The sequence below is a fragment of the Pseudomonas sp. GW821-FHT01C01 genome (assembly GCF_059422645.1).
In genome coordinates, this window is sequence record NZ_JBWKXF010000018.1 from 71,502 (window position 1) to 96,036 (window position 24,535).

Below are 24,535 nucleotides of genomic sequence, written 5' to 3' on the forward strand. Positions count from 1 at the left end.
CTCCCACATTTGATCTACTGTGTGCACAGAGTTTGTGTAGCAATCACTGTTCCCGTGAAGCAACGATGCAGGCAAGATGAAGGTCTGCAAGTCAGAACACAGGATGCTGATCGTGACCGAAGCTTTTATCGTCGTTCAAACTGCCGAGCAAGCCGTGGATCGGCTTGCATTCTTGCACAATCGTGCAACCACCGCGTTGAGTCAGGCGCTCAAGCGTTACCTCAAGGATCGCGTCGAGCCTGATGCCGAACAGCGAGCGTTGTTCCGTTATCCCGAACTGCGACTGACCTACCATTGCCAGGGTGAAGTCCCGCAAACCACCCGTGCCTACGCCAAGGTCCAGCTGCCGGGCACCTACAGCGTCACCGTCACACATCCGTCGGCATTCCGTAAATACCTGCTGGAACAACTCGTGCCCTTGATGCACGACTTCACCGTGACCGTGGAAGTCGGTGTCAGCGAGCAGAACATTCCATATCCGTATGTGGTCGAGCAGGGCGATGAGCTGGCGGGTTCCGGCGTCACCGCTGCCGTGCTGGCGCGAGTGTTCCCGAGTACCGACCTGTCGGCCGCGACCGATGGCATCGCCGACGGTTTGTACGATTGGGAAAACACCGATCCGCTGCCCCTGGCCCTGTTCGATGCCGCACGGGTGGATTTCTCCCTGCGCCGACTGGTGCATTACACCGGCAGCGACTGGCGCCATGTGCAGCCGTGGATTCTGCTGACCAACTATCACCGCTACGTCGACCAGTTCATCGTCCATGGTCTGGAGCAACTGCGCCAAGACCCGCGTTTCGTGCGCATGGTGTTGCCGGGTAACGTGATCATCGAGAAGAGCATGGATCACGGCGAGGCTTCGGCGATTGCCGCGGGCGTAGTCTGGCACCGCTACCAGATGCCGGCCTACCACCTGATCGCCAGCGATGGCCACGGCGTGACGCTGGTGAACATCGGTGTCGGCCCGTCCAACGCCAAGAACATCACCGACCACCTCGCCGTTCTGCGTCCGCATTGCTGGCTGATGATCGGCCACTGCGGCGGCCTGCGTCAGTCGCAAACCATTGGCGACTACGTGCTGGCCCACGCTTACATGCGCCGCGACGGCATTCTCGACCGGGTGGTGCCGCCGAACATTCCGATTCCGGCCCTGGCCGAGGTGCAGCTTGCACTTCAGCAGGCGGCGGCCAATATCACCGGCGAGAAGGGCGACGAGCTGAAGAAACGCCTGCGTACCGGTACCGTGCTGACCTACGACGACCGTAACTGGGAATTGCGTTGGGCGCAGGAACGACCGCTGATCAACCTGTCCCGCGCCGTAGCGGTGGACATGGAAAGCGGCACCATCGCAGCGCAAGGTTATCGTTTGCGGGTGCCATACGGCACGTTGCTCTGCGTGTCGGACAAGCCGCTGCACAGTGAAATCAAGCTGCCGGGCTCGGCCAACGCGTTCTATGAGCGCGCGGTCAGCCAGCACTTGAAGATCGGTATCGAGGCGGTGGATCTGTTGCGCACCGAACTCAACTCGTTGCACTCGCGCAAACTGCGCAGCTTCGACGAGCCGCCGTTCCGCTAACGGTTGTCATGGTCATTTGGCGGTCAGGGCACTAGCATTAGCAGCCCTGACCGTTAGATGTTGTTTTGCCCATGTCGCGTCCATCTCGCCCACCTTCCCGCCGCCCTGGTGTGAAGCCTTCTTCATCTGCTCCACGGCGTGTCGCCAAGGCACCACCGGCCGAGCCGAAGCTGATCCTGTTCAACAAACCGTTCGATGTGCTGACGCAATTCAGCGACGGAGAAGGGCGCGCGACGCTCAAGGATTACATCGATGTACCGGGGATCTATCCGGCCGGACGGCTGGACCGTGACAGTGAAGGTTTGCTGTTGTTGACCAATGACGGACAGCTTCAGGCACGGATCGCCGACCCGAAACACAAACTGGCCAAGACCTATTGGGTGCAGGTCGAGGGCGAGCCGAGCGCCGAGCAATTGCAGCGTTTGCGTGACGGCGTCGAATTGAATGACGGCATGACCTTGCCCGCCGAGGCGCGGCAACTGGACGAGCCCGAGCTGTGGCCGCGCAATCCGCCGGTGCGTTTTCGCAAAAGCGTGCCGACCAGTTGGCTGGAGTTGGTGATTCGCGAAGGGCGCAATCGTCAGGTGCGGCGCATGACCGCTGCGGTCGGGTTGCCGACCTTGCGCCTGGTGCGGGTCAGAATCGGCGACTGGACAATCGAAGGGCTCGATCAGGGCCAGTGGAAAGAAGTACCGGCGCGCTTATAAGGCGCCGGATTCGATCAGGCCGATCACCACGCTCTTGATGATGAACGCCGCTACGCCCAGGCCCAGAACAAAGAACAGGATGAACGAGCCGAAGCGCCCGGCCTTGGACTTCTTCGCCAGATCCCAGACGATGAAACCCATGAAAATGATCAGGATCGTGACCAGACCGGTCATCATCCATTCTTCAAAAACTGCAGGATCCATCGAACATCTCCAGCGCGGGCGAGGCTAAAAGGGCGCGCCGAGTATACGCCACACAGAATTCGCGCTGTATTGACCTGCGTCGGTGTGTCGCAGTCATTCGTCGCCTGTTCCGGCCTCTTCGCTGGCAAGCCAGCTCCTACAAGGGCGGCGCAATACCTGTAGGAGCTGGCTTGCCAGCGAAGGCGTACTTAGCTGCGCAGATGAGTCAAAGGCAGTTCGGTGCTATTCAAAACCTGATTCAGCACAAAACTCGAGCGCACGCTGGTCACCCCTTCAATCCGGGTCAGATGCCCGAGCAGCAGTTTCTGGTAGTGATCCATGTCCGGCACCACGACCTTGAGTTGATAGTCGGCATCCATTCCGGTCACCAGGCTGCATTCGAGCACTTGGGGCAGGGTACGAATGGCTGCTTCGAAGTTTTCGAAACGTTCCGGTGTGTGACGGTCCATGCCGATCAACACATAGGCCGTCAGGCTCAGGCCGAGCATTTTGCGGTCGAGCAGGGCGACCTGACGGGAAATGTAGCCGTCGTCCTCCAGTTGCTTGACCCGCCGCGAGCACGGCGAAGGTGACAGGCCAATGCGCTCGGCCAGTTCCTGGTTGGAGATACGCGCGTCGCGCTGCAATTCCGCCAAAATACTCAGGTCGTAACGGTCGAGTTTGCTCATCAATCGGTCCTTTGTCGTAACTATTGCGACGGATTATCTATCCAGGGTTAAAAATTGCGCAAGTGATGTTTAATTCAGCAATCTTCGCAATCCTCTGCCAGCGCTCCCGGCCTATTCTTATCACCAGAATCACTGCTCGGACAAACAGTCCAGTGCGGCCCGCCCAATCAGGCCCGCCGCGGTCGCCACCCCCACCGGGGATGTGCCGGCCCCCGAGCTACACACTGTCCAGAAGACGGCGTGAGGTGAGCCGACGTCAAAAGCGTCGAGCCAGGACGAAGTTCTCAAGGGGAGGCCGACGGGTCTCCCCTTTTTCTTGCGCGGAATTTGCCCCCCAGCCCTCAATAAATAAGTTGCGCGACTGATAACCTGATGCAGAACCGGCCTGAGGTTTTCCAGTCTTACGTACAGGCCCTAACCCTCCGTGAGGAAAAGCATGAAATCGCGCATCTGGCGTCTAGCCGGTGTAGGTTTGTTGTGTGCCAGCGTCGCTACGCAAACGCTGGCCGATGAACAGCAAAACCGTGGTCACGATGGCGGACAACATGACCAGGATGGTCATCAGGGCAACAATCAGGGCCATGGCGGCAACAATCAGCCGCCGCCGCAAAACGGCCAGCAGCAGAATCAGCCTCGTGCGCAGAACAACGACAACCGCCATGACGAGCACAACGGCCAGAATCAACATCAGAACAACGGACAGTGGCAGAACCGTCCAGCGCCGGATTTCAACAGCCGGGTTCGCTCGCCGCCGCCACCGCCGCAGTTGCCGGCCACTGACATGCCGATCCAGCCCCGTCCCGACACCGTGCGCCAGACCCAGCAGCCGCAGCGCGGTTACTACCAGGACCAGCCGCGTCGCAACAATTACAACCAGCACTGGAGTGGCTATACAAACGTACCGTCCTATGACAATCACTGGCAGGGGCGCTCGAGTGGCTATGGTAACGGCTGGGGGCCAGGCCCCAGGTATCGCCCCGGCCAGGTGATCGACCGCTTCCCCGAGCGTAACTTCCGCGTGCCTTACCGTGGCATGGATTATTACTATTCCGGTGGCTACTGGTATCGCCCGCTGGGCCCGCGTTATGAGGTGGTAGAGCCACCACGGGGGATTCGCGTCAGCTACCTGCCTGATTACGCCGAACAGGTGTGGATCGGCGGGGCGCTGCTGTTCCTCGCGGCCGGTTCGTATTACGCCTACCAGGAGAGCACTCAGGACTACGTCGTGGTCGAGCCGCCGGTTGGCCAATCGCAGGCGCAACCGCCAGCCGGCAGCAACAGTTATGACGTGGAGGCGTATCCGGCCAACGGTCAGTCGCCGGAGCAGGTCAGTCGGGATGGCTACGAGTGTTATCAATACGCGGTGCAACAGAGTGGTTTCGATCCACGAACCGCCACCTACCAGCCAGACCCGTCGGTGGTGCAAGCCTACCGACAGGCCCAGGGCAACTGCCTGAGCAGTCGCGGTTATCAGGTGAATTACTGAGCCCGGGCGGTTTTCACCACTTCCCGCGGGTCGGCGTGCACCAGCACTTCGGCGCGCGGGTAGGCGCTGTGAATGGCCGCAGCAGCCTGATCGCTGATGCCGTGGGCGACTGACAGCGTCAGTTCCCCCGGCAACTCCAGATGCAACTGCACAAACCACTGGTTGCCGGAGATCCGCGTACGCAGGTCATGCGCACCCAACACACCGGGCACGCTGCATGCCAGTTCCAGCATGTGCTGGCTGACATCCGGCGGCAGTTCTTCATCCATCAACACCGCGAAGCTCTCCCGGGCGATCCGCACCGCGCTCCACAGAATGTAGGCGGCGATGCCCAGGCCAAACCAGGCGTCGACTTGAATCCAGCCAAACCCGGCCAGTACCAGCGCCAGCAAAATGCTGCCGTTGAGCAGCATGTCCGAACGGTAATGCAGCGAGTCGGCACGCACGGCGTTGGAGCCGGTAGCCTTGATCACCCGATGTTGCAGCATCAGCAAGGCCAGGGTCAGGGCGAGGGAGAACACAATCACGCCAATACTGATCCACGGCGCGCCAACCGGTTCGGGATGTTTCAGCCGATCGTAGGCCTGCAATGCAATCAGTACCGCACTGCCGCCAATGAACAACGCCTGGGCCATGCCCGCCAATGACTCGGCCTTGCCGTGCCCGTAGCGATGATCATCGTCGGCGGGGCGCAGGGCGTAATGCACCGCCAGCAGGTTGAGCAATGACGTGACGCCGTCGAGTGCCGAGTCGGTGAGTCCGGCGAGCATGCTCACCGAGCCGCTCAGCCACCAGGCGATGGCTTTGGCGACGATCAACGTGCACGCTACCGCCACCGAGGCACGGGTCGCCAGCCGCAGCAGGCGGGCGTGTTCGGAGCTGGAGGTCTTAGTGGCCATCGTTTCTTGAGAGTCCTTTCGCACGTAGGGATTACGCGGCCGGTTGCAGGCCGAACATCGCCAGTTGCTGGGTGCTGCCCTTGCTCTGGATCAGGCGTGGATCGTCCAGCGGGAAGCTGCGGCCCAGTTCGCTTTCCAGAATAGTCTGCAACTTGCGGTTATCGACCTTGCCGTCGGGGCCGATGGCGTCCTTGAGTTTTTGCGGGTCGACCTGGGCGGTCTTGCCCGGCTCGAAGTAAATCGCACCGGTGGCGAAGTCCACGGCAAACGCGATCAGGCCGGGGATGATGTAGAACAGCAGGCCTACGGCATCGAGCGCGGCGATGGCCGGGTCGATCTTGCCTTCGATCTGGCCACGACGATCCGGGTAGAAAATCGAACCGCAGGCGGTCACTTGAGTCAGCAAGGTTGCGACCAAAACACCGCCAATCAGGCGAAAGGGAGCACGCATTTGAAATCTCCTGAGTAGAACGCCAAGAACGTTACTGATTAGAGCCCAGACTACGCCAAACAGTTCGCCGTTATACTCGGCCCTCTGTTTTGGAGCCAGCATGATTTCTTTGCCGATTGATGAAGTTTTACCCGCCCTGCGTGAAGCCCTCGCTACACGCCACGAAGCCGTGCTCGAAGCGCCGCCCGGCGCCGGTAAAACCACCCGCGTGCCTTTGGCCCTGCTCAACGAACCGTGGCTGGCCGGGCAGACCATCCTGATGCTCGAGCCCCGCCGGTTGGCCGCACGCGCAGCGGCGGAACGGCTGGCCAGTGAGCTGGGAGAGAAAGTCGGCGAAACCGTGGGTTATCGCATTCGACTCGATAGCAAAGTCGGCCCCAACACCCGCATCGAAGTGGTCACCGAAGGCATCCTCACCCGGCGCTTGCAGGATGATCCGGCGCTGGAAGGCGTGGGCCTGCTGATTTTCGACGAATTTCACGAGCGCAGCCTCGACGCTGACCTGGCCTTGGCCCTGAGCCTTAATGGCCGCGAGCTGTTCCGGGACGACCAGCCACTGAAAATCCTCTTGATGTCCGCCACGCTGGAAGGCGAACGCTTGGCCGGGCTGCTGGACGACGCGCCGATCCTGCGCAGCGAAGGGCGCATGTACCCGGTGGCGATGCGCTGGGGGCGGCCGTTCCAGGCCGGTGAATTCATCGAGCCGCGGCTGGTGCAGACCATCCTTGAAGCCTTGAACGACGAGACCGGCAGCGTGCTGGTGTTCCTGCCGGGGCAGGCAGAAATCCGCCGCGTGCATCAGCAACTGGCCGATGCGTTGGGCGACAACCCACAGGTTTTACTGTGCCCGTTGCACGGTGAACTGGACCTGGCCGCGCAACGGGCCGCGATCGATCCGGCACCGGCGGGCAAGCGCAAAGTGGTGCTGGCCACCAACATCGCCGAAACCAGTTTGACCATCGACGGCGTGCGCGTGGTGATTGATGCCGGGTTGGCGCGGGTGCCGCGTTTCGACCCCGGCAGCGGCATGACCCGCCTCGATACCCAGCGCATCTCGAAGGCCAGCGCCACCCAGCGCGCCGGCCGGGCCGGGCGCCTGGAACCGGGCGTGTGTTATCGCTTGTGGTCACAGGATCAGCACGAGCAACTGGCGGCCTACGGCAGTGCGGAAATTCTCTCGGCGGACCTTGCCGGACTGGCCTTGCAACTGGGGCGTTGGGGTGTGACGCCGGGGCAACTGGTGTGGCTCGACGTGCCGCCCGCCGCCGCGTATGCGCAGGCCCAGGACTTGCTCGAACGCTTGGGCGCACTGGAGGGCGAAGCGCTGACTCGTCACGGTCAGGCCATGGCCGAACTGCCGGCGCATCCGCGTATCGCGCATTTGCTGTTGCGCGGCCAGGCGCTGGGTCTGGCGGATATGGCTTGCGACGTCGCCGCACTGCTTGGCGAACGCGATATTTTGCGTGGCGGCGGGGCGGACTTGCACAGCCGACTGGTGCTGCTGTCTGGCGAAGAGCGCGCCGCACGCGGTGCCCAGGGGGGCGTGCAGCGCGCACGGCAACTGGCGCGGCAATATCGTGGTTACCTGCGCGGCAAAGCCGCGGAGCCGGTCAGCGATCCGGATCACCCGCGCTGGCTCGGTGCATTGCTGGCGCTGGCCTATCCCGACCGCGTCGCCCAGCAGCGGCGGGCCGGTGGCGCGGAATATCGATTGGCCAACGGGCGTGCCGCACTGTTTGCCGAGGCCGACAGCCTGATGAAGCAACCGTGGCTGGTGATCGCCGATCTGGGCAGTCGTCAGGGCCAGCGTGAAGAGCGGATTTATCTGGCGACGGACTTCGATCCGACGCTCTTCGATTCAGTGCTGGCCGAGCAGGTGCGCTGCGTCGATCAACTGGATTGGGACGAACGTGAAGGCGTGCTGCGGGCCGAGCGTCAGCGCAAGGTTGGCGAACTGATCCTCAGCCGTGAGCCGCTGACGGGGCTCGACGAAACCGCCCGCAGCCAGGCGCTGGTGAACCTGGTGCGGCGCAAAGGCCTGGAGCTGTTGCCGTGGACCCCGGAGCTGCGTCAGTGGCAGGCGCGGGTCGCGTTGTTGCGGCAACTGGACCTCGCCGGCAAAGGCGAGAGCGAGTGGCCGGATGTCAGCGATGCAGCGTTGTTCAAAAGCCTGGAACACTGGCTGATGCCGTATCTGGGCAAAGTGTCGCGTCTCAGTCACTTCGCCAATCTGGACCTGTCGAGCATCGTCCACAACCTGCTGCCGTGGCCGTTGCCGCAACGACTGGACGAGCTGGCGCCGCATCATTTGAGCGTGCCATCGGGATCGTCGATTCGCCTGGATTACAGCGAACAACCGCCGATCCTGGCGGTGCGCCTGCAAGAGCTGTTCGGCCTGGCCGAAACCCCGCGCATCGCCGGAGGCCGGCAGGTGGTGAAACTGCACCTGCTGTCTCCGGCGCGGCGGCCGGTGCAGGTGACCCAGGACCTGGCGAACTTCTGGCGCAGCACTTACGCCGAGGTGAAAAAGGATTTGAAGGGGCGCTACCCGAAACATTATTGGCCGGATGATCCGCTGGTGGCCGAAGCCACCGCGCGGATCAAACCGCGTAAATAAATCAAACGCCGCTAGCATACCGCACGCATTCCCCTGTAGGAGCCGGCTTGCCGGCGAAGGCGGTCTTGAGTCGTGAAATGACCTTTCGGGCGCCTTCGCTGGCAAGCCAGCTCCTACAGTTGAGTGCGTGAGCTTTCGGATTTGGCGGTCAGTTGTTCGCGGCAATAGTCAGCGAACAGCTGCGCCGGTTTGGTCAGTTGCCCGCGCTTGAGCCATGCCGCCACCAGCCCGGAACCGGTGACGTCTTCGGCGATGTCCACGCACACCACTTTCTGCCCGTCGTAGGTGCACTCCGAATGCGGTTTGGTGACCAGGATCGAGAAGCCGAATCCTTGTCCAACCATGCCGCGCACCATCTCGATCGATGGCGAGCTGAAGGCAATGCGTGGGGTCAGGCCCAGCTCATCGAACAGGCTGACGAAGTAGGTCCGGCTCGGCTGCACGTCCAGAAGAATCATCGGCTCCAGGCACAAGTCCCGCAGCGACACCTGGGCCTGCTGGGCGAAGCGGTGATCCGCCGGGAGCAGGGCATAGGGTCGTTGCGCCGGCATCAACGGTTCGGTTTCGATGGTGCCGTCCAGATCGTGTTCATAAAGAATTGCCATGTCGAACGCGCCGGACGTCAGGCCTTGCACCAGCTCTTGCTGCTCGCCGTCGCGAATGCGGATTTCCACCCCCGGATACAACGCCGAAAACCCGGCGATCAATTGCGGCAGGTACAGCGGCGCGACGGTTTCGAAACAGCCGATATCGATCTGCCCGGACACCACGTCGTTGTCGGCCAGGGCGTTCTGTTCGAACTCCTTGGCCATGCGCAGCAGTTCCTGGGCCTTGCGGTAAAAGCGTGCACCGCTGGGGGTCAATGACACGCCCTGGGCGTGATGACGGATCAGCAGTTGCACACCGAAGCTGTCTTCCAGCCCTTTGATGGCCGTGGAGATCGACGGCTGGGCGATGTACAGCTTGCGCGAGGCCTCGGCGACGCTGCCGCACTCGACGGTGGTGATGAAGTACTTCAGTTGACGCAGATTGTAGGCAGCCACAGCAAACCTCGGGGGAGAACGGATCAGGCATCCAGGCAATTTGCGCGCCACCCCTATCCGCTCGGGTAGCGATTTGTTGTGGTTGAACAATAACCACATGCTGCACCAGAAGGGAGATTGGCTACGTAGTTTTTTCTTGGCCTGCGAACACATTTTTACTGGTTTTCCACCGCTTGGGCCTGAGCGACTATCCAATACACAAGAATGTCCTCTGGAGCATCTGAACGTGTTCGAGCTTGAGTATTGGCAACGCAAAGCCGCTTCCCTGCGGTTTCCCGACCAGGCTGTGATCGACGGCCAGTGCCGTGCGGCGCAGTCGGGGCAGACTTTCGCCGCGATCAACCCCGCCACCGGGCAATGCCTGGCCAATGTCGCGGCCTGTGGCGAGGAAGACGTGAACGCGGCGGTGCGCAATTCGCGGCAAGTGTTTGAAGCCGGGACCTGGTCGGCACGTTCGCCGACCGAGCGTAAACAAGTGCTGTTGCGCCTGGCCGACTTGATCCTTGAAAACCGTGAAGAATTGGCGCTGCTCGATTCGCTGAACATGGGCAAGCCCGTCGCGGACGCCTATAACATCGACGTGCCGGGTGCCGCCGGTGTGTTCCGCTGGTACGCCGAGAGCCTAGACAAACTCTACGATCAGGTCGCGCCGAGTGCGCAGAACGTTCTGGCGACCATCACCCGCGAAGCCCTCGGCGTGGTCGCTGCCGTGGTGCCGTGGAATTTCCCCCTGGACATGGCCGCGTGGAAACTCGCCCCGGCTCTTGCCGTCGGGAACTCGGTCATTCTCAAACCGGCCGAACAGTCGCCGTTTTCCGCCTTGCGCCTGGCTGAGCTGGCGCTGGAGGCGGGTATTCCGGCCGGTGTACTCAACGTGCTGCCGGGCCTCGGCGAGCAGACCGGCAAGGCCCTTGGCCTGCACCCGGACGTCGATTGCCTGGTGTTCACCGGCTCTACCGAAGTCGGCAAATATTTCATGCAGTACTCGGCGCAATCGAACCTCAAGCAGGTGTGGCTGGAGTGCGGCGGCAAAAGCGCCAACCTGGTGTTTGCCGATTGTCAGGACCTGGACCTGGCCGCCGAGAAAGCTGCGTTCGGCATCTTCTTCAATCAGGGCGAAGTCTGCTCGGCCAACTCGCGGTTACTGGTGCAGCGCTCGATTCATGACGAGTTCGTCGAACGCCTCAAGGCCCAGGCCGAGCGCTGGCAGCCGGGCGATCCACTGGATCCGTCGAGCGCCGCCGGGGCCATCGTCGACAGCCGTCAGACAGCGCGCATCATGAAGTTCATCCAGCACGCCGAGCAACATGGCGCGAGCAAAGTGTGTGGCGGTCGGCAGTCGATCTTCAACGGTTCCGACAACTTCATTCAGCCGACGATTTTCACCGGCGTGACGCCGGACATGCCGTTGTTTCGCGATGAAGTATTCGGCCCGGTTCTGGCCATCACGGCATTCGACGACGAGGCCCATGCGCTGCAATTGGCCAACGACAGCGTCTACGGTCTGGCGGCCTCGCTGTGGACCGACGACCTCAATCGCGCCCACCGCGTGGCGCGACAATTGCGAGCGGGCACGGTGTCGGTCAACAGCGTCGATGCGCTGGACGTGACCGTACCTTTTGGCGGTGGCAAGCAGTCGGGTTTCGGCCGCGACCTGTCCCTGCATTCATTCGATAAATACACCCAGTTGAAGACCACCTGGTTTCAATTGCGCTGATAACAAAACGGAGAACTGGCGATGACCACACCACGTGAAACCCGCGACTACCAGGCCGCCGACGCTGCGCACCACATCCATGCGTTCGTCGATCAGAAAGCTCTCAACGATGAGGGGCCACGGGTGATGGTCCGTGGCGAACGCCTGCACCTGTGGGACAACGACGGTCGGCGTTACCTCGACGGCATGTCCGGGCTGTGGTGCACCAACCTCGGTTACGGGCGCAAGGACCTGGCGGCCGCGGCGAGCCTGCAACTGGAACAGCTGCCGTACTACAACATGTTTTTCCACACCACCCACCCGCAGGTGATCGAGCTTTCCGAGCTGCTGTTCAGCCTGCTGCCGGGGCACTACAGCCACGCGATCTACACCAACTCCGGCTCCGAAGCCAACGAGGTGTTGATCCGCACGGTGCGTCGTTACTGGCAGGTACTCGGCAAGCCCGAGAAGAAAATCATGATCGGCCGCTGGAACGGATACCACGGTTCGACCCTGGCCGCGACCGCATTGGGCGGCATGAAATTCATGCACGAAATGGGCGGCATGATTCCGCACATCGAGCACATCGACGAGCCGTACTTCTTCGCTCACGAGGGCAACCTGACGCCAGCCGAATTCGGTCTGCGTGCGGCACAGCAACTGGAAGCGAAGATTCTCGAACTGGGTGCGGACAAGGTCGCAGGCTTCATCGCCGAACCGTTCCAGGGCGCAGGCGGGATGATCTTCCCGCCAGAAAGCTACTGGCCGGAAATCCAGCGTATCTGCCGCAAGTACGACGTGCTGCTGTGCGCCGATGAAGTGATCGGCGGCTTCGGTCGTACCGGCGAATGGTTCGCCCACGAGTACTTCGGTTTCGAGCCGGACACCCTGTCCATCGCCAAGGGCCTGACCTCGGGTTACATCCCCATGGGCGGCTTGATCCTGTCGAAAAAAATGGCCTCGGTGCTGGTGGAACAGGGCGGCGTGTTTGCCCACGGCCTGACCTATTCCGGGCACCCGGTGGCGGCGGCGGTGGCGATTGCCAACCTCAAGGCGCTGCGCGATGAAGGCGTGGTGACGCGGGTCAAAGATGACATCGGCCCGTACCTGCAACAGTGCCTGCGCGAAGTGTTCGGCAAGCACCCGCTGGTGGGCGATATCCAGGGCACCGGCATGGTCGCGGCGCTGCAACTGGCTGAGGACAAAAACAGCCGCAAGCGTTTTGCCAACGAAAACGACATCGCCTGGCGTTGCCGCACGATTGGCTTCGAGGAGGGGGTGATCATTCGCTCGACGTTGGGCCGGATGATCATGGCGCCGGCGTTGATTGCCAGTCGTGAGGAGATTGACGAACTGATCGCCAAGACCTTGAAAGCGGTAGATCGAACGGCGCAGGAATACGGCCGGCTCTGATCGTGTAGCGTTCTTTCGGGCCTCTTCGCGAGCAAGCCCGCTCCCACATTGGATTTGTGTCTGACACGGATCCCCTGTGGGAGCGGGCTTGTTCGCGAATGCTATGGCCCATTCAACATAACTCCAGCACCTTGCACCCACCCCGTGCATCCCCGCCGACAACGCCCTTTCACAGTGCGCGCTAACGAGTTTTTTCATCGTTCGCGTCCACATATTTCCTCATTTTCCTAATCCCGCCCTTGGGCCAACATCGATCTCGCCAGCCCGCCGAATGCTGCCCGCCGAAGGGTCCCTCAGAGACCACAGGTAGCAGCCGATTCGGGGCTCGCCGTACTGCCCATGACAAAACTAAATCAACAGCTTTGGGAGTGCTCCATGATCAAGTCCTTGCTTACGCGCGTTGTCCATCCACTGGCGATTACCGCCATCGCCGCGACGGTCGCCACCAGCGCCCAGGCCGGCACCCTGTCCATCGGTCATACCACCTGGGTCGGCTACGGCACCCTGTACCTGGCCCAGGACCTTGGCTACTTCAAGGAAAACGGTTTGACCGTCGAGTTGCCGGTGGTCGAAGAAGCGGCGATGTATATGGCCGCACAAGCTTCCGGCGAGTTGTCCGGCTCGGCGTCGACCATCGACGAGGTGCTCAAGTACCGTCCGCAATTCTGCTTCAAGGCCGTCGCCGCACTGGACGACAGCCATGGTGGCGACGGCGTGCTGGTGGGCAAGGACGTCAAGAGCCTGCAAGAGCTCAAGGGCCAGGCCGTGGCGGTGAACGAAGGGTCGACCTCGCAGTTCTGGTTGTCGTATCTGCTGAAAAAGAACGGCATGAAAATGAGCGACATCACCGTGCAGAACATGACGGCCGACGATGCGGCCACCGCGTTCATCGCCGGTCGCGTACCCGCCGCCGTGACCTGGGAGCCGCACCTGTCGATGGTCCGCGACAAGAAACAGGGCAAGGTGTTGATCGACAGCAGCAGCACGCCGGGCGTGATTGTCGATGTGGTAGCGCTCAACTGCACCGTCATCGAAAAACAGCCGGAAGACGTCAAGGCACTGGTGGCCGGTTTGTACAAAGCCGTGCAGTACACCAAGGATCATCCGCAGGAAGCCTACAAAATCATGGCCAAGGGTGTCGGCGGTTACCTGGCCGATCCGAAGGAACTCGAAGCGGCCGCCCAAGGCGTGCGTTTCTACGATCAGGCCATGAGTGAACAACTCCTGGGCGCGCCGGGCAAACCGGGTGACAGCGCGCCGCTGATCAAACTGGCCAACGAGACTGCCAGTGAGCTGCAAGGCAAGCCCTACAACGTCAGCAATGACGACCTGATCGACAACCGTTTCGTCACCCCCCTCTAGGAGGTTTGCATGTTCAAGCGCAATTCATGGCTGAGCCGCTGCGTCACGCCCAAGACCGGCCTGCCGGTCTCGGTGATCTGGAGCGCGAGCGGTCTGGCCTGGGTGCTGCTGGTCGGCCTGTGGGCCGGTTTGTCCTACGGTGGCGTGGTGCCGGGTATGTTCCTGCCGACGCCGGGCGCGGTGGTCGAGGCCGCCGTACGCCTCGGTCGCGACGGCACCCTCGGCCAGCATGTGTGGGCCAGCGTCGAAGTGGTGATGGTCGGTTTCATTGTGTCGTCCCTGGTGGCGGTACCGCTGGGGTTGCTGATGGGCAGCTTCCGCATCGTCCAGGCCTTCCTTGAGCCGATGGTGAACTTCATTCGCTACCTGCCGGTGACCTCGTTCGTGCCGCTGTTCATCCTGTGGATCGGCATCGGCCTGGAGCAGCGGGTATCGGTGATCATCTTCGGTGTGTTCTTCCAGCAACTGGTGATGATCGCGGACGTGTCCAAAGGCATCTCCAAGGACCTGATCAACGCCTCCTACACCCTCGGTTCCAATCGCCGCGATGCGGTGCTGCACGTGATCGCCCCGGCTTCCCTGCCAGGCGTGCTCGACACCCTGCGCGTGACCATGGGCTGGGCCTGGACTTACCTGGTGGTCGCCGAACTGGTCGCCGCTTCCAGTGGCCTGGGTTACCTGAGCCTTAAGGCCATGCGCGGCTTTCAGGTGGATGTGATTTTCCTCGCCATCGCGATCATCGGCCTGCTGGGCCTGGTCACCGATCAACTGTTCCGTTTTCTCCGTCTGAGGATCACCGCATGGGCTCAGTAACCGCCGCCACTCATCGTTTTGTCGCTCCTCAGACTGCCCCGGTGAACGCACCACGGCTGCAAGTGGACAAGGTCAGCCTGCGTTACAAGAAACCCGATGGCGGCACATTCACCGCGTTGCAGGAGGTGTCGTTCGAAGTGCCGGACCAGCAATTCGCCGTACTGGTAGGCCCTTCGGGCTGTGGCAAGTCGAGCCTGCTGTATCTGACTGCAGGTCTGGCCGAGCCGACCTCCGGCGAGATTTACGTCGGCGGCCAGCAGGTTGAAGGCCCTGGCGCGGATCGCGGCATGGTGTTCCAGAGTTACACGCTGTTCCCGTGGCTGACCGTGCGGCAGAACGTCGAGTTCGGCCTCAAGCGTCGCGGCATGCCGGCGGCGCAACGCAAGGATATCGTCGACTACTACGTCAACGAAGTGGGCCTGAGCGGTTTTGCCGACAACTACGCCAAGCAATTGTCCGGCGGGATGATGCAACGCGTCGCCATTGCCCGCGCGCTGGCCAATGACCCGCAGATCCTGCTGATGGACGAGCCCTTCGGTGCCCTCGACAGCCAGACGCGCCTGCAAATGCAGCAGTTGTTGCTGCGGGTGTGGGGCAACAGCAAGAAGACCGTGTTGTTCGTGACCCACGACATCGACGAGGCGATTCTGCTCGGCGACCGGGTTTACGTCATGGGCGCCAGGCCAGGGCGGATCAAGCAGATTCTGGATGTGCCGATCGAACGTCCGCGCAACCTGGACATGGTCATGGAGCGCTCGTTCATCGAGATGAAGCGCGAGATCTTCGGGCTGCTGCATGACGATCTGGAAGAGGTGCATTAAGTCGCAAATGCACACCCCCTGTAGGAGCTGGCTTGCCAGCGAAAGCGGTGCAACAAACGACATTGATTTTGGATGTACTGGCCTCTTCGCTGGCAAGCCAGCTCCTACAAGGTTTTGTGTTGACTCGGGGTCAGGGCGCAGCCGGCAACAGGAACCGGGCAATCACGGGCAAGTGATCGGAGATACGCAACGTATCGTCTTGCCTCACCATGGCTTCGACCCGTTTGATCCGCGGACTGTAGAACAGGTAGTCGACGGTCCGGTCCGGACCCTTAAGCCCGGGGTCGTTCGGGTAGTGGGTCAGCCAGCGCTCGCGGTCGATGCCACTGGCTTCGTTGTTGGTCGGGATCATCGGGTACTTGTCCCACAGCACATGCAACGCACTGTCGGCGGAGTAGGGCGTGCGTTGCACATCGGACAGGCGTCGATACTGGCCCAACGGCAACAGGTTGAAATCCCCACCGATCAGCCACGGCGTGCCACGGCTTTCGAATTTATCGAGGGCCCTGGCCACGGCGTTCACCTGGTCTTGCAAGGCATTGTCGGCTTGGGTGGCGCGGTCCAGATGGGTATTGAGCACCGCCAGCTGCCCGCCATCACTCAATGGCAAGTAGCTCACCAGCAAGGCGTCTCTGGGTTTGAATTGGCGGCTGACCGGATTGCCCGAGGCGACGGGCAGTTGCAGGCGTTCGGCATGTTCGATCTGGTAACGGCTCAGGGTTGCCAGTTGCCGGCCGACGCTGCCGAAAATGTGTGGGTTCGGCACGAAGTCGGCCTTCCAGTCGAAGGTGCTGGTGCCACACGGATACAAGTCGGCGAGCCGTTCCTGCAGCAGTTTGAGCTGGTGCTGGTAATCGCTGGCCTTGGCTTCGTCGTCCAGCTCCTGCAACAGCACGATGTCCGGTTGTTCGTCGCGAATCACCCGCGCCACTTCGTCGAGGCTGAAGGCCATGTCCTCAGGTGTAGGGCGTTCGTCGGTGCCGGCGGCCAGGTCATTCCAGAACACGTAACGCTTGCCGGCCAGGTACTGGACGTTCCAGGTCATCACCTTCAGCGCCTGCCCGGGGACCAGGGTGGGGGCCTGGGCACTGCAACTGACGGGTAACACTTCTTTGGCGTCGGGGCGCCAGGTCAGGCTGTAGATCATCACGGCGATCAGGCCGATCACAATCAACAGGCCCAGCAGGGTGTAGCGCAGTAGACGGGTCATGGCTCGGCTTATTAGCGTTACAAAATTGTTCCCGAGCATACCCGGGAGCGATGGTCGTGCCCTGGGTCAGAGCGAGCTGTCATTTCTCTCAGGCAACGGGTTGATCAGCATGAACAGCCGGAACAGCACCACGCTGGTAAACAGCTGCAGGAAACTGTGGGCGCTGTCGATCAGCAGCGAAATCACCGGGTTTTGCGGTTCCGGATACACCGCCAGGGTTGCCCCCTTGAGCAGCCACAACGGCCCCATCACACACAAAATGCACAGCAGGATGCGCAGAAAGTGGCCTTGGGTCATGCGCAGGCTTTCCTTCATGGCTGCCAGCGGCGCCAGGCCCCGCAACACCAGCAGGTATTCACCAAACGCCAGGGTCACCATCAGGTAGATGCCCGGCAGAAAGTACAGTGACAGGCCAAGCAGAATCAGCACGGTATTGAGCGCCGTCAGCAGGGCGAAGCGTGGCCACAGGCTTGCCGCCATCGCCAGCAGGTCGCGGTTGCGCGGCGACTCGCCTCGGCTGCGGGCGTCGAGGAACAGAATCAGCGCGGCGGTATACAGCGGGTACACCAGCAGGCCGACGATCACGCTGATACCGGGGAAACTGTCCGGCTCGGTGGAGTGGTCGACCACTTGTTGCAGCAGCGCCTCAAGCATCACCAGCGGCAGGCACAGCTGCACGATCTGGCTCAGATTGCGCTTGAAGAAATACAGCGAGTCACGCAGGACATCTAACGGATTCATCAGTGGGTATCGCAGGTTGGACGCAGTGGCTCACTTTAACCGATCAAGCGCTCGGGGACGCAAACGTAAACGTTCGGTAAAGGTCATTGAAACATATTGTTTCAGCCTCCATTAAGGTTGAGCACCTTATCCTCAGTGGATAAAGGCAACGATTTTCCCGGCAATCTACGAGGTCGCCATGAACAGCGAAGAACAAACCCTGATCGATGGACTGTTTTCCCGGCTGCAACAGGCCGAAACGGACTCAGCCCCGCGCGATGCCCAGGCCGAGGCGCGGATCAAGGAACACCTGACGCGCCAGCCAGCGGCAGGTTATTTCATGACCCAGGCGATTCTGGTACAAGAGGCGGCGATCAAGAGCCTTGATGAACAGAACAGGCAACTGACCCAGCAAGTTCAGCAGTTGCAGGCAGAATTGCAACAAGCCAAGGCCCAACCGGCTGCTCCGGCACCGGGTGGCGGTGGCTTTTTGTCGAGCATCTTTGGCGGCAGCTCTCGTGAGCCTCAGCCGGCACCCACCCAGAGCGCACCACCATCGAGTGGTGGCTGGCGTGAGCCGGGGCGTTCGTCGTTTGGCGCGCCACCGCCCCAGCAGAACTTCGGCGCCCCGCAGCAAAACTTTCCACAGCAGGGCTATGCGCCGCAACAGCAGGCCCCGGCAGCGGCCGGCAGCAGTTTCCTCGGTGGCGCATTGAAAACCGCGGCCGGTGTCGCCGGTGGCGTGATGCTGGCCCAAGGCATCAGCAGCCTGTTCCATCACAATCAGCAACCGGAAGTCGTCGAAGTCATCAAGGAAGAGCCGGCCCAGGTCAATGACCAGGGCAACAATGGCTGGGGCGATGACCAGCGCATGGCCGGTAACGATTCCTACGGCAACGATCAGGGCGGGTTCAGCGACGCTGACTACAGCGATGACTCGTTATTCGGCGGCGACGACGATTCCTTCGTCTGACACCCAGTGGCGAGGGAGCTTGCTCCCGCTGGGGTGCGAAGCAGCCCCCTTACTTTAGAACCCGAGGGGCCTGCTACGCAGTCCAACGGGAGCAAGCTCCCTCGCCACATAGCCGATTATTCGCGGAACAATCCTTCGGGCTGGCATACTGGGCGACTTTTCGGGCCGGGTGCCTGATTCAGCCTTTGAGGAATACCGGTGAAAAAAATCGCAGTGTTCGCCGACGTCCAAAACCTCTATTACACCGTGCGTCAGGCCTATGGTTGCCATTTCAACTACGCCGCGCTGTGGGCTGATATCAGCAAGCAGGGCGAGATCGTGGAAGCCTACGCCTACGCCATCGACCGTGGCGACAGCAAACAGCAGCAGTTCCAGCAGATCCTGCGCAACCTCGGTTTCACCGTGAAGCTCAAGCCTTACATCCAGCGCAGCGATGGTTCGGCCAAGGGCGACTGGGACGTGGGCATCACCCTCGACATCATGGACGCCGCCGACCATGTCGACGAAATCGTGTTGGCCTCCGGCGATGGCGATTTCGACATGCTGCTCGAACGCATCATCAGCAAACACGGCGTGCAAGCGGTGGCCTACGGCGTGCCGGGCCTGACCGCCAACTCGCTGATCCGCGCCGCCAGCCGCTACGTGCCAATCGAAGGCGCGTTGCTGCTCAAGAATTGATTTTTACGGAGTTGAACCAGGTTTGGAACGCATAGCAGTTATCGACTTTGAAACCACCGGGATCTCCCCGAGCAGCAGCTGCCGGGCCACGGAAATTGCCGTGGTGATCCTTGAGCAGGGGCGCATCGTCGAGCGTTACCAAAGCCTGATGAACGCCGGCGTGCGCGTCCCGGCCTTCATCGAGCAGCTCACCGGCATCAGCAACGCCATGCTGCGCACCGCGCCGTCGGCGGAGCAGGTGATGAACGAAGTGAATGAGTTCGTCGGCTGCACTCCGTTGCTCGCGCACAACGCCGCATTCGACCAGAAGTTCTGGGACTTCGAACTGGGGCGAATCAAACGCACCCGCTTGCAGAACTTTGCCTGTTCGCTGCTGTTGGCCCGGCGCTTGATGCCTGCCGCACCGAACCACAAACTCGGCACCCTCACCACATTTGCCAACCTGCCCCACACCGGCAAGGCCCACCGGGCCATGGCCGATGCCGAGATGGCGGCCAACCTGACGGCGCACCTGGAGGAAGAATTGCTCCAGAAGCATGGTTTGCGCGAGCTGTCCCATGACTTGCTGTGCAAGCTGCAGAAAGTCCCGGCGGCAAAAGTGGGCGAACACCTCAAGCGCTATCGCGGGTTCTGAATACACCGCACATCCCCTGTAGGAGCCGGCTTGCCGGCGAAAGCGGCGGATTAACCAACATTCATGTTGAATGTGAATCCGTCTTCGCTGGCAAGCCAGCTCCTACATGTAATCTATTTGCCATTGCCTTCAATGTGCCCCAACGGCACCCGCTTCTCTATCGCACTCGACAGCACAATCGACGTCTTGCTGAACCCGAACGTGGCAATCCGGTTGATCAATTCTTCCAGCTCCGGCATCGAGCCCACCGCCGCTTGCATGATCACGCAGGGATCGCCGGTCACCCGATGGCATTCGGTCAATTGCGGGATTTTGATCAGGTCGTCGTAGGCTTTCTGGTTGCCGTGCTGGTTCAGGCGCAGTTCGATCACGCACTGGATCGGCAGGCCAAGCTTGGCCATGTCGACTTTCGCCTGGTAACCAGTGATCACGCCACTGGCTTCCAGTTTGGCCACGCGCTCGGCCACGGCAGGGGCGGACAGGTTGACCTTGCGCGCGAGGTCCGCGTAGGACGCGCGACCGTTTTCCAGCAGGGCGCTGAGCAGCATGCGGTCGTATTTGTCCATGGGATGACTCCTGAAAATGGCTGGCTTTCGAAAACACGGTCTATCGCAAGAAACTCCGTGCTTTGAAAAGTGTACCGGTGCGATAAACAGGTTTTGTAACTTATTTTCCGCCGTTGGCCTTTCTAGAATAGCCGTTCACTTGTCTTGTCTGCGAGCTGCTCCCATGCCTGGCCCACGTCGCTTTCCCTTACCGCTGATCGCCGCCTTCTTCGCGCTGTACGTGATTTGGGGCTCGACCTATCTGGTGATTCGCATCGGCGTGGAATATTGGCCGCCGCTGCTGCTGGCCGGGATCCGTTTCGTCATCGCCGGTACCTTGATGTACACCTTCCTGCGCTGGCGCGGGGCGCCGGCACCGACCTGGGCGCAATGGAAAGCGGCCGGGATCATCGGCATTTTGCTGTTGGCGTGTGGCAACGGCGCAGTCAGCGTGGCCGAACACACCGGCGTCGCTTCGGGCGTGGCGGCGCTGGCGGTGGCGACGGTGCCGCTGTTTACCTTGCTCTGCGGATATTTCTGGGGCGCGCGTAATACCCGTCTCGAATGGGCCGGGATTGTGCTCGGGCTGATCGGTATCGCCATGCTCAATCTCGGCTCCAACCTGCAATCGAGTCCGCTGGGCGCGGCGTTGCTGATATTCGCTGCGGCAACCTGGGCCTTTGGCTCGGTGTGGAGCAAACATCTGCCGCTGCCTCAAGGGGCGATGGCCAGTGCCGTGGAAATGCTGGTGGGCGGCGTGGTATTGCTGATCGGCAGTGCGGTCAGCGGTGAACACCTGGAAAAGGTGCCGCCAATCGAAGGCTGGGCCGCGCTGGCGTACCTGACCGTGTTCGGTTCGATCATCGCCTTCAACGCCTATATGTACCTGTTGAAGCATGTGCGTCCGGCGGCGGCCACCAGTTATGCCTACGTCAATCCGGCGGTGGCGGTGTTGCTGGGGATTGTGTTTGTCGGCGAGACCATTGGGATCGAAGAAGCGCTGGCCATGCTGGTGATCATCAGTGCGGTGGTGCTGATTGGCCTGCCGCAGTGGCGGCGCAAGCCGGAACGGCCAGTAGTGGCGGCGGTGCCGACGACAGAATCCCGTGTGAATTAGGGTAAACTGCGCGGCATTGCATCTTGTTTTGCACACTTGTTTTGAACAACCCGCGCTGAATTTTCCTACGGTACTCCCATGACTTTCGCCACCCTTGGCCTGATCGAACCCTTGCTGCGCTCCCTTGAGACGCTCGGCTACCAGACTCCGACGCCGGTTCAGGCGCAAGCCATTCCGGCGGTGCTGGCCGGTCGCGACCTGATGGCCGCCGCCCAGACCGGCACCGGCAAGACCGCCGGTTTCGCCCTGCCGCTGTTGCAACTGCTGGCGATGGAAGGGCCGAAAGTCACCGCCAACTCGGTGCGTGCACTGATCCTGGTGCCGACCCGCGAACTGGCTGAGCAGGTTCACGAAGCCGTGCGCCAGTACGCCGAGAACCTGCCGTTGCGCACCTACGCGGTGTACGGCGGCGTCAGCATCAACCCGCAAATGATGAAGCTGCGTAGCGGTGTCGACCTGCTGGTGGCGACCCCGGGCCGTCTGCTCGACCTGTTCCGCCAGAACGCTTTGAAGTTCAACCAGCTGCAAACCCTGGTGCTGGACGAAGCCGACCGCATGCTCGACCTGGGCTTTTCCGAGGAGCTGGCGAACATTTACCGCGCGCTACCGAAGAAACGTCAGACGCTGTTGTTCTCCGCGACCTTCTCCGATGACATCCGCCTGCTGGCCGGGCAAATGCTCAACGACCCGCTGAGCATCGAAGTCAGCCCACGCAACGTCGCGGCCAATACGGTCAAGCAATGGATCGTGACGGTGGACAAGAAGCGCAAGCCGGAGCTGTTCGTGCACCTGATGCGCAAGGGCAAGTGGAAGCAGGTGCTGGTGTTCGCCAAGACCCGTAATGGCGTCGATGCGCTGGTGGAAAAACTCCAGGGCCTGGGCATCAATGCCGACGGCATCCACGGCGACAAACCCCAGGCGACCCGCCAGCGCGCACTGGACCGTTTCAAGGCGAGTGAAGTGCAGATCCTGGTCGCCACCGACGTCGCCGCCCGTGGTCTGGACATCGAAGACTTGCCGCTGGTGGTCAACTTTGACCTGCCAATCGTGGCCGAGGACTACATCCACCGCATCGGTCGTACCGGCCGTGCGGGTTCGACCGGTGAGGCGATTTCCCTGGTGTGCGCCGATGAAGTGAATCTTCTGTCGGCCATCGAGATGCTGACCCGTCAGACACTAAAGCGTCAGAACGAGCCGGACTTTGAACCCGAACACCGCGTACCGGACACCGATGCCAGCGGTCAGGTCGTCAAGAAGCCGAAAAAACCGAAGAAGCCCAAGGCTTCCGGTGGTGGCGGCAAGCGCAATCTCGGTAAGTGGGTTGATAGCGGAGAGGTTGCTCCGGCAGAGCCTTCGATCAAGCCTGTGCGCAAAGTGCCGGTGTTCAATACCGGGCCGCGTAAGCGTAAGCCTTGATTACACGCAGCGTCTGTTAGGCCGCCTTCGCGAGCAAGCCCGCTCCCACACTGGATCTGTGTCGTGCACAAATCCCCTGTGGGAGCGGGCTTGCTCGCGAAGGGCGCGCCTCGGTCTTCAAGCCTGGCACTTCAGCCACTCCACCATCCCCAACCCCGCCGCTCGCCCACTGGCAAAACACGCGGTCAGCAGATAGCCGCCCGTCGGCGCTTCCCAATCAAGCATTTCCCCGGCGCAAAACACGCCTGGCATTTGCTTGAGCATCAATCGCTCATCCATCGCCTCGAACAACACACCGCCAGCGCTGCTGATGGCCTCGTCCAGTGGGCGGGCTTTCACCAGTGTCAGTGGCAATGCCTTGATCGCGTTCGCCAGCAAGGCGATATCGGCAAAGCACTCGGCGCTGGTCAGTTCACGCAAAAGCGCCGCTTTTACCCCATCGATACCCAACTGACTGTGCAGGTGCTTGGCCATGGAGCGTGATCCCCGGGGTTTACTCAACGCCGCCTGAACTTTATCCACAGGCCGGCCGGGCAACAGGTCCAGATGAATCGTTGCCGAACCGTGCTGGTTGATCGCCTCGCGGATGGATGCCGACAGGGCGTAGATCAAACTGCCTTCGATCCCGGTGGCGGTGATCACACATTCGCCGAGTCGCGGAACGTCGTCGTTAAGGCCGATGGCGATATTTTTCAGCGGCGCGCCGGCGAATTTGCTGACCATCAATTCGCTCCAGGCCTGCACCTCGAAGCCGCAATTGCTCGGTTGCAACGGCGCCAGTCCTACGCCGTGCTGCTCCAGTGGCAGCATCCATGCGCCGTCCGAGCCCAGGCGCGACCAACTGCCGCCACCGAGGGCGAGCAGGGTGGCAGCGGCTTGAACGGTTTTTTCGCCTTCCGGGCTGTCGATGCGCAAACCGCCACGCTTGTCCCAACCGAGCCAGCGGTGGCGGGTGTGGATAACTACGCCGCTGTCGCGCAGGCGCTTGAGCCAGGCGCGCAGCAGCGGCGCGGCTTTCATGTCAGTGGGGAATACCCGGCCGGAGCTGCCGACGAAGGTTTCGATGCCCAGGTTGTGAATCCACTGGCACAACGCATCGGCACCGAAGCCGCGCAGCAGGGGAGCGATCTGCGGGGCGCGTTCGGCGTAGCGCGAGAGAAACGCCGGGTAGGCTTCGGAGTGAGTGATGTTCATGCCGCCGACACCGGCCAGGAGGAATTTTCGTCCGACCGAGGGCATACCGTCGTACAGGTCGACCTTGATCCCGGCCTGGCTCAACACTTCAGCGGCCATCAAACCGGCAGGGCCGCCGCCGATGATGGCGACATTATGGGAGAGGGCTGACGAGGATTGAGTCATGGAATGCGCTGCGGTCTGACGGGACAAGTCGCGCATTCTATCAGCACAGCCCCATGTGGGAGCGGGGGGGGGGGGGGGGGGGGGGGGGGGGGGGGGGGGGGGGGGGGGGGGGGGGGGGGGGGGGGGG

At 61.6% G+C, this 24,535-nt stretch carries 23 protein-coding genes; 14 read left to right on the forward strand and 9 right to left on the reverse strand.

Going from position 1 to position 24,535, the window contains the following annotated elements:
- Nucleotides 1-76: 76 nt before the first annotated feature.
- Both amn and AC07XF_RS13875 read left to right on the forward strand, forming a co-directional pair.
- A complete protein-coding gene (amn, locus tag AC07XF_RS13870) occupies nucleotides 77-1,576 on the forward strand; it encodes an AMP nucleosidase (protein ID WP_495026931.1) in 1,500 nt (499 codons plus the stop codon).
- A gap of 71 nt (nucleotides 1,577-1,647) precedes the next feature.
- Complete coding sequence (locus AC07XF_RS13875) at nucleotides 1,648-2,283, forward strand: pseudouridine synthase (protein ID WP_495026932.1); 636 nt, start codon at nucleotides 1,648-1,650, stop codon at nucleotides 2,281-2,283.
- Here AC07XF_RS13875 and AC07XF_RS13880 read toward each other — a convergent pair.
- Together AC07XF_RS13880 and AC07XF_RS13885 are read right to left on the reverse strand one after the other, a co-directional pair.
- The gene (locus AC07XF_RS13880) at nucleotides 2,278-2,487 is read right to left on the reverse strand and encodes a DUF2788 domain-containing protein (RefSeq protein WP_007975837.1); all 210 of its coding nucleotides are present in this window, start codon (nucleotides 2,485-2,487) and stop codon (nucleotides 2,278-2,280) included. The two genes, AC07XF_RS13875 and AC07XF_RS13880, sit on opposite strands and share 6 nt — an antisense overlap.
- 188 nt (nucleotides 2,488-2,675) lie before the next feature.
- Nucleotides 2,676-3,155 carry an Lrp/AsnC family transcriptional regulator gene (locus tag AC07XF_RS13885; protein WP_007937367.1) on the reverse strand — a complete coding sequence of 160 codons (480 nt, stop codon included), beginning with the start codon at nucleotides 3,153-3,155 and terminating at the stop codon, nucleotides 2,676-2,678.
- A gap of 436 nt (nucleotides 3,156-3,591) precedes the next feature.
- Between AC07XF_RS13885 and AC07XF_RS13890 the strand changes: the two genes are divergently transcribed.
- Entirely contained in the window at nucleotides 3,592-4,641 is a 1,050-nt protein-coding gene (locus AC07XF_RS13890) for a DUF6515 family protein (protein WP_495026933.1), read from the forward strand.
- On the opposite strand, the gene AC07XF_RS13895 is transcribed toward AC07XF_RS13890, so the two are convergent.
- Complete coding sequence (locus AC07XF_RS13895; protein WP_495026934.1) at nucleotides 4,635-5,540, reverse strand: cation diffusion facilitator family transporter; 906 nt, start codon at nucleotides 5,538-5,540, stop codon at nucleotides 4,635-4,637. The genes AC07XF_RS13890 and AC07XF_RS13895 overlap by 7 nt on opposite strands.
- A 31-nt stretch (nucleotides 5,541-5,571) precedes the next feature.
- Nucleotides 5,572-5,991 carry a periplasmic Zn2+ metallochaperone PmcY gene (gene pmcY, locus AC07XF_RS13900; protein ID WP_007990667.1) on the reverse strand — a complete coding sequence of 140 codons (420 nt, stop codon included), beginning with the start codon at nucleotides 5,989-5,991 and terminating at the stop codon, nucleotides 5,572-5,574.
- 100 nt (nucleotides 5,992-6,091) lie between these two features.
- Between pmcY and hrpB the strand changes: the two genes are divergently transcribed.
- Nucleotides 6,092-8,608, forward strand: coding sequence for an ATP-dependent helicase HrpB (hrpB, locus tag AC07XF_RS13905; protein ID WP_495026935.1), 2,517 nt, complete (start codon nucleotides 6,092-6,094; stop codon nucleotides 8,606-8,608).
- Between the two features lie 113 nt (nucleotides 8,609-8,721).
- Here the strand turns inward: hrpB and AC07XF_RS13910 are convergent, their stop codons facing one another.
- Nucleotides 8,722-9,651 (reverse strand): LysR family transcriptional regulator, encoded by a 930-nt coding sequence (locus AC07XF_RS13910; RefSeq protein ID WP_495026936.1) that lies wholly within the window; start codon nucleotides 9,649-9,651, stop codon nucleotides 8,722-8,724.
- A gap of 226 nt (nucleotides 9,652-9,877) precedes the next feature.
- On the opposite strand from AC07XF_RS13910, the gene AC07XF_RS13915 reads away from it, so the two are divergent.
- The 5 genes from AC07XF_RS13915 (at nucleotide 9,878) to AC07XF_RS13935 (ending at nucleotide 15,756) form a co-directional block, all read left to right on the forward strand.
- A complete protein-coding gene (locus tag AC07XF_RS13915) occupies nucleotides 9,878-11,368 on the forward strand; it encodes an aldehyde dehydrogenase (protein ID WP_495026937.1) in 1,491 nt (496 codons plus the stop codon).
- A 21-nt stretch (nucleotides 11,369-11,389) separates the two neighbouring features.
- Nucleotides 11,390-12,760: an aspartate aminotransferase family protein gene (locus AC07XF_RS13920; RefSeq protein ID WP_495026938.1), complete on the forward strand. Its 1,371-nt coding sequence runs from the start codon at nucleotides 11,390-11,392 to the stop codon at nucleotides 12,758-12,760.
- A 375-nt stretch (nucleotides 12,761-13,135) separates the two neighbouring features.
- Nucleotides 13,136-14,122 carry an ABC transporter substrate-binding protein gene (locus tag AC07XF_RS13925; protein WP_495026939.1) on the forward strand — a complete coding sequence of 329 codons (987 nt, stop codon included), beginning with the start codon at nucleotides 13,136-13,138 and terminating at the stop codon, nucleotides 14,120-14,122.
- Between the two features lie 9 nt (nucleotides 14,123-14,131).
- Entirely contained in the window at nucleotides 14,132-14,935 is an 804-nt protein-coding gene (locus tag AC07XF_RS13930) for an ABC transporter permease (RefSeq protein ID WP_442097808.1), read from the forward strand.
- Nucleotides 14,923-15,756: an ABC transporter ATP-binding protein gene (locus AC07XF_RS13935; RefSeq protein WP_116264110.1), complete on the forward strand. Its 834-nt coding sequence runs from the start codon at nucleotides 14,923-14,925 to the stop codon at nucleotides 15,754-15,756. Before AC07XF_RS13930 ends, AC07XF_RS13935 begins: the two co-directional genes overlap by 13 nt.
- 130 nt (nucleotides 15,757-15,886) lie before the next feature.
- Here AC07XF_RS13935 and AC07XF_RS13940 read toward each other — a convergent pair whose 3' ends face one another.
- Nucleotides 15,887-16,966: an endonuclease/exonuclease/phosphatase family protein gene (locus AC07XF_RS13940; protein ID WP_495026940.1), complete on the reverse strand. Its 1,080-nt coding sequence runs from the start codon at nucleotides 16,964-16,966 to the stop codon at nucleotides 15,887-15,889.
- A gap of 66 nt (nucleotides 16,967-17,032) precedes the next feature.
- On the reverse strand, nucleotides 17,033-17,707 hold the full coding sequence (locus AC07XF_RS13945; protein WP_442097802.1) for a YciC family protein: 675 nt from the start codon (nucleotides 17,705-17,707) through the stop codon (nucleotides 17,033-17,035).
- Between the two features lie 178 nt (nucleotides 17,708-17,885).
- On the opposite strand from AC07XF_RS13945, the gene AC07XF_RS13950 reads away from it, so the two are divergent.
- From AC07XF_RS13950 to AC07XF_RS13960, 3 genes are all read left to right on the forward strand, one after another.
- Nucleotides 17,886-18,659, forward strand: a complete 774-nt coding sequence (locus AC07XF_RS13950) for a DUF2076 domain-containing protein (protein ID WP_495026941.1) — start codon at nucleotides 17,886-17,888, stop codon at nucleotides 18,657-18,659.
- A 198-nt stretch (nucleotides 18,660-18,857) separates the two neighbouring features.
- Nucleotides 18,858-19,337 carry a LabA-like NYN domain-containing protein gene (locus tag AC07XF_RS13955; RefSeq protein ID WP_007990686.1) on the forward strand — a complete coding sequence of 160 codons (480 nt, stop codon included), beginning with the start codon at nucleotides 18,858-18,860 and terminating at the stop codon, nucleotides 19,335-19,337.
- 22 nt (nucleotides 19,338-19,359) lie between these two features.
- The gene (locus tag AC07XF_RS13960; protein ID WP_495026942.1) at nucleotides 19,360-19,971 is read left to right on the forward strand and encodes a 3'-5' exonuclease; all 612 of its coding nucleotides are present in this window, start codon (nucleotides 19,360-19,362) and stop codon (nucleotides 19,969-19,971) included.
- Nucleotides 19,972-20,084: 113 nt separating this feature from the next.
- Here the strand turns inward: AC07XF_RS13960 and AC07XF_RS13965 are convergent, their stop codons facing one another.
- Nucleotides 20,085-20,537, reverse strand: a complete 453-nt coding sequence (locus AC07XF_RS13965) for an Lrp/AsnC family transcriptional regulator (protein WP_007990688.1) — start codon at nucleotides 20,535-20,537, stop codon at nucleotides 20,085-20,087.
- 163 nt (nucleotides 20,538-20,700) lie between these two features.
- Between AC07XF_RS13965 and yedA the strand changes: the two genes are divergently transcribed.
- Nucleotides 20,701-21,633 (forward strand): drug/metabolite exporter YedA, encoded by a 933-nt coding sequence (gene yedA / locus AC07XF_RS13970; RefSeq protein WP_495026943.1) that lies wholly within the window; start codon nucleotides 20,701-20,703, stop codon nucleotides 21,631-21,633.
- A gap of 78 nt (nucleotides 21,634-21,711) precedes the next feature.
- A complete protein-coding gene (rhlE1, locus tag AC07XF_RS13975; protein WP_495026944.1) occupies nucleotides 21,712-23,049 on the forward strand; it encodes an RNA helicase RhlE1 in 1,338 nt (445 codons plus the stop codon).
- A 117-nt stretch (nucleotides 23,050-23,166) separates the two neighbouring features.
- Here the strand turns inward: rhlE1 and AC07XF_RS13980 are convergent, their stop codons facing one another.
- The gene (locus AC07XF_RS13980; protein WP_495026945.1) at nucleotides 23,167-24,408 is read right to left on the reverse strand and encodes a TIGR03862 family flavoprotein; all 1,242 of its coding nucleotides are present in this window, start codon (nucleotides 24,406-24,408) and stop codon (nucleotides 23,167-23,169) included.
- Nucleotides 24,409-24,535: the final 127 nt, after the last annotated feature.

Bases quoted from the DNA above. Each gene is read 5' to 3' on its own strand.
- AC07XF_RS13880 (WP_007975837.1), bottom strand. From the start codon at position 2,487: ATGGATCCTGCAGTTTTTGAAGAATGGATGATGACCGGTCTGGTCACG.
- AC07XF_RS13930 (WP_442097808.1), top strand. From the start codon at position 14,132: ATGTTCAAGCGCAATTCATGGCTGAGCCGCTGCGTCACGCCCAAGACC.
- hrpB (WP_495026935.1), top strand. From the start codon at position 6,092: ATGATTTCTTTGCCGATTGATGAAGTTTTACCCGCCCTGCGTGAAGCC.
- AC07XF_RS13890 (WP_495026933.1), top strand. From the start codon at position 3,592: ATGAAATCGCGCATCTGGCGTCTAGCCGGTGTAGGTTTGTTGTGTGCC.
- AC07XF_RS13895 (WP_495026934.1), bottom strand. From the start codon at position 5,540: ATGGCCACTAAGACCTCCAGCTCCGAACACGCCCGCCTGCTGCGGCTG.
- AC07XF_RS13875 (WP_495026932.1), top strand. From the start codon at position 1,648: ATGTCGCGTCCATCTCGCCCACCTTCCCGCCGCCCTGGTGTGAAGCCT.
- AC07XF_RS13950 (WP_495026941.1), top strand. From the start codon at position 17,886: ATGAACAGCGAAGAACAAACCCTGATCGATGGACTGTTTTCCCGGCTG.
- AC07XF_RS13920 (WP_495026938.1), top strand. From the start codon at position 11,390: ATGACCACACCACGTGAAACCCGCGACTACCAGGCCGCCGACGCTGCG.
- yedA (WP_495026943.1), top strand. From the start codon at position 20,701: ATGCCTGGCCCACGTCGCTTTCCCTTACCGCTGATCGCCGCCTTCTTC.
- AC07XF_RS13925 (WP_495026939.1), top strand. From the start codon at position 13,136: ATGATCAAGTCCTTGCTTACGCGCGTTGTCCATCCACTGGCGATTACC.
- AC07XF_RS13965 (WP_007990688.1), bottom strand. From the start codon at position 20,537: ATGGACAAATACGACCGCATGCTGCTCAGCGCCCTGCTGGAAAACGGT.
- rhlE1 (WP_495026944.1), top strand. From the start codon at position 21,712: ATGACTTTCGCCACCCTTGGCCTGATCGAACCCTTGCTGCGCTCCCTT.
- AC07XF_RS13980 (WP_495026945.1), bottom strand. From the start codon at position 24,408: ATGACTCAATCCTCGTCAGCCCTCTCCCATAATGTCGCCATCATCGGC.
- AC07XF_RS13885 (WP_007937367.1), bottom strand. From the start codon at position 3,155: ATGAGCAAACTCGACCGTTACGACCTGAGTATTTTGGCGGAATTGCAG.
- AC07XF_RS13935 (WP_116264110.1), top strand. From the start codon at position 14,923: ATGGGCTCAGTAACCGCCGCCACTCATCGTTTTGTCGCTCCTCAGACT.
- pmcY (WP_007990667.1), bottom strand. From the start codon at position 5,991: ATGCGTGCTCCCTTTCGCCTGATTGGCGGTGTTTTGGTCGCAACCTTG.
- AC07XF_RS13945 (WP_442097802.1), bottom strand. From the start codon at position 17,707: ATGAATCCGTTAGATGTCCTGCGTGACTCGCTGTATTTCTTCAAGCGC.
- AC07XF_RS13940 (WP_495026940.1), bottom strand. From the start codon at position 16,966: ATGACCCGTCTACTGCGCTACACCCTGCTGGGCCTGTTGATTGTGATC.
- amn (WP_495026931.1), top strand. From the start codon at position 77: ATGAAGGTCTGCAAGTCAGAACACAGGATGCTGATCGTGACCGAAGCT.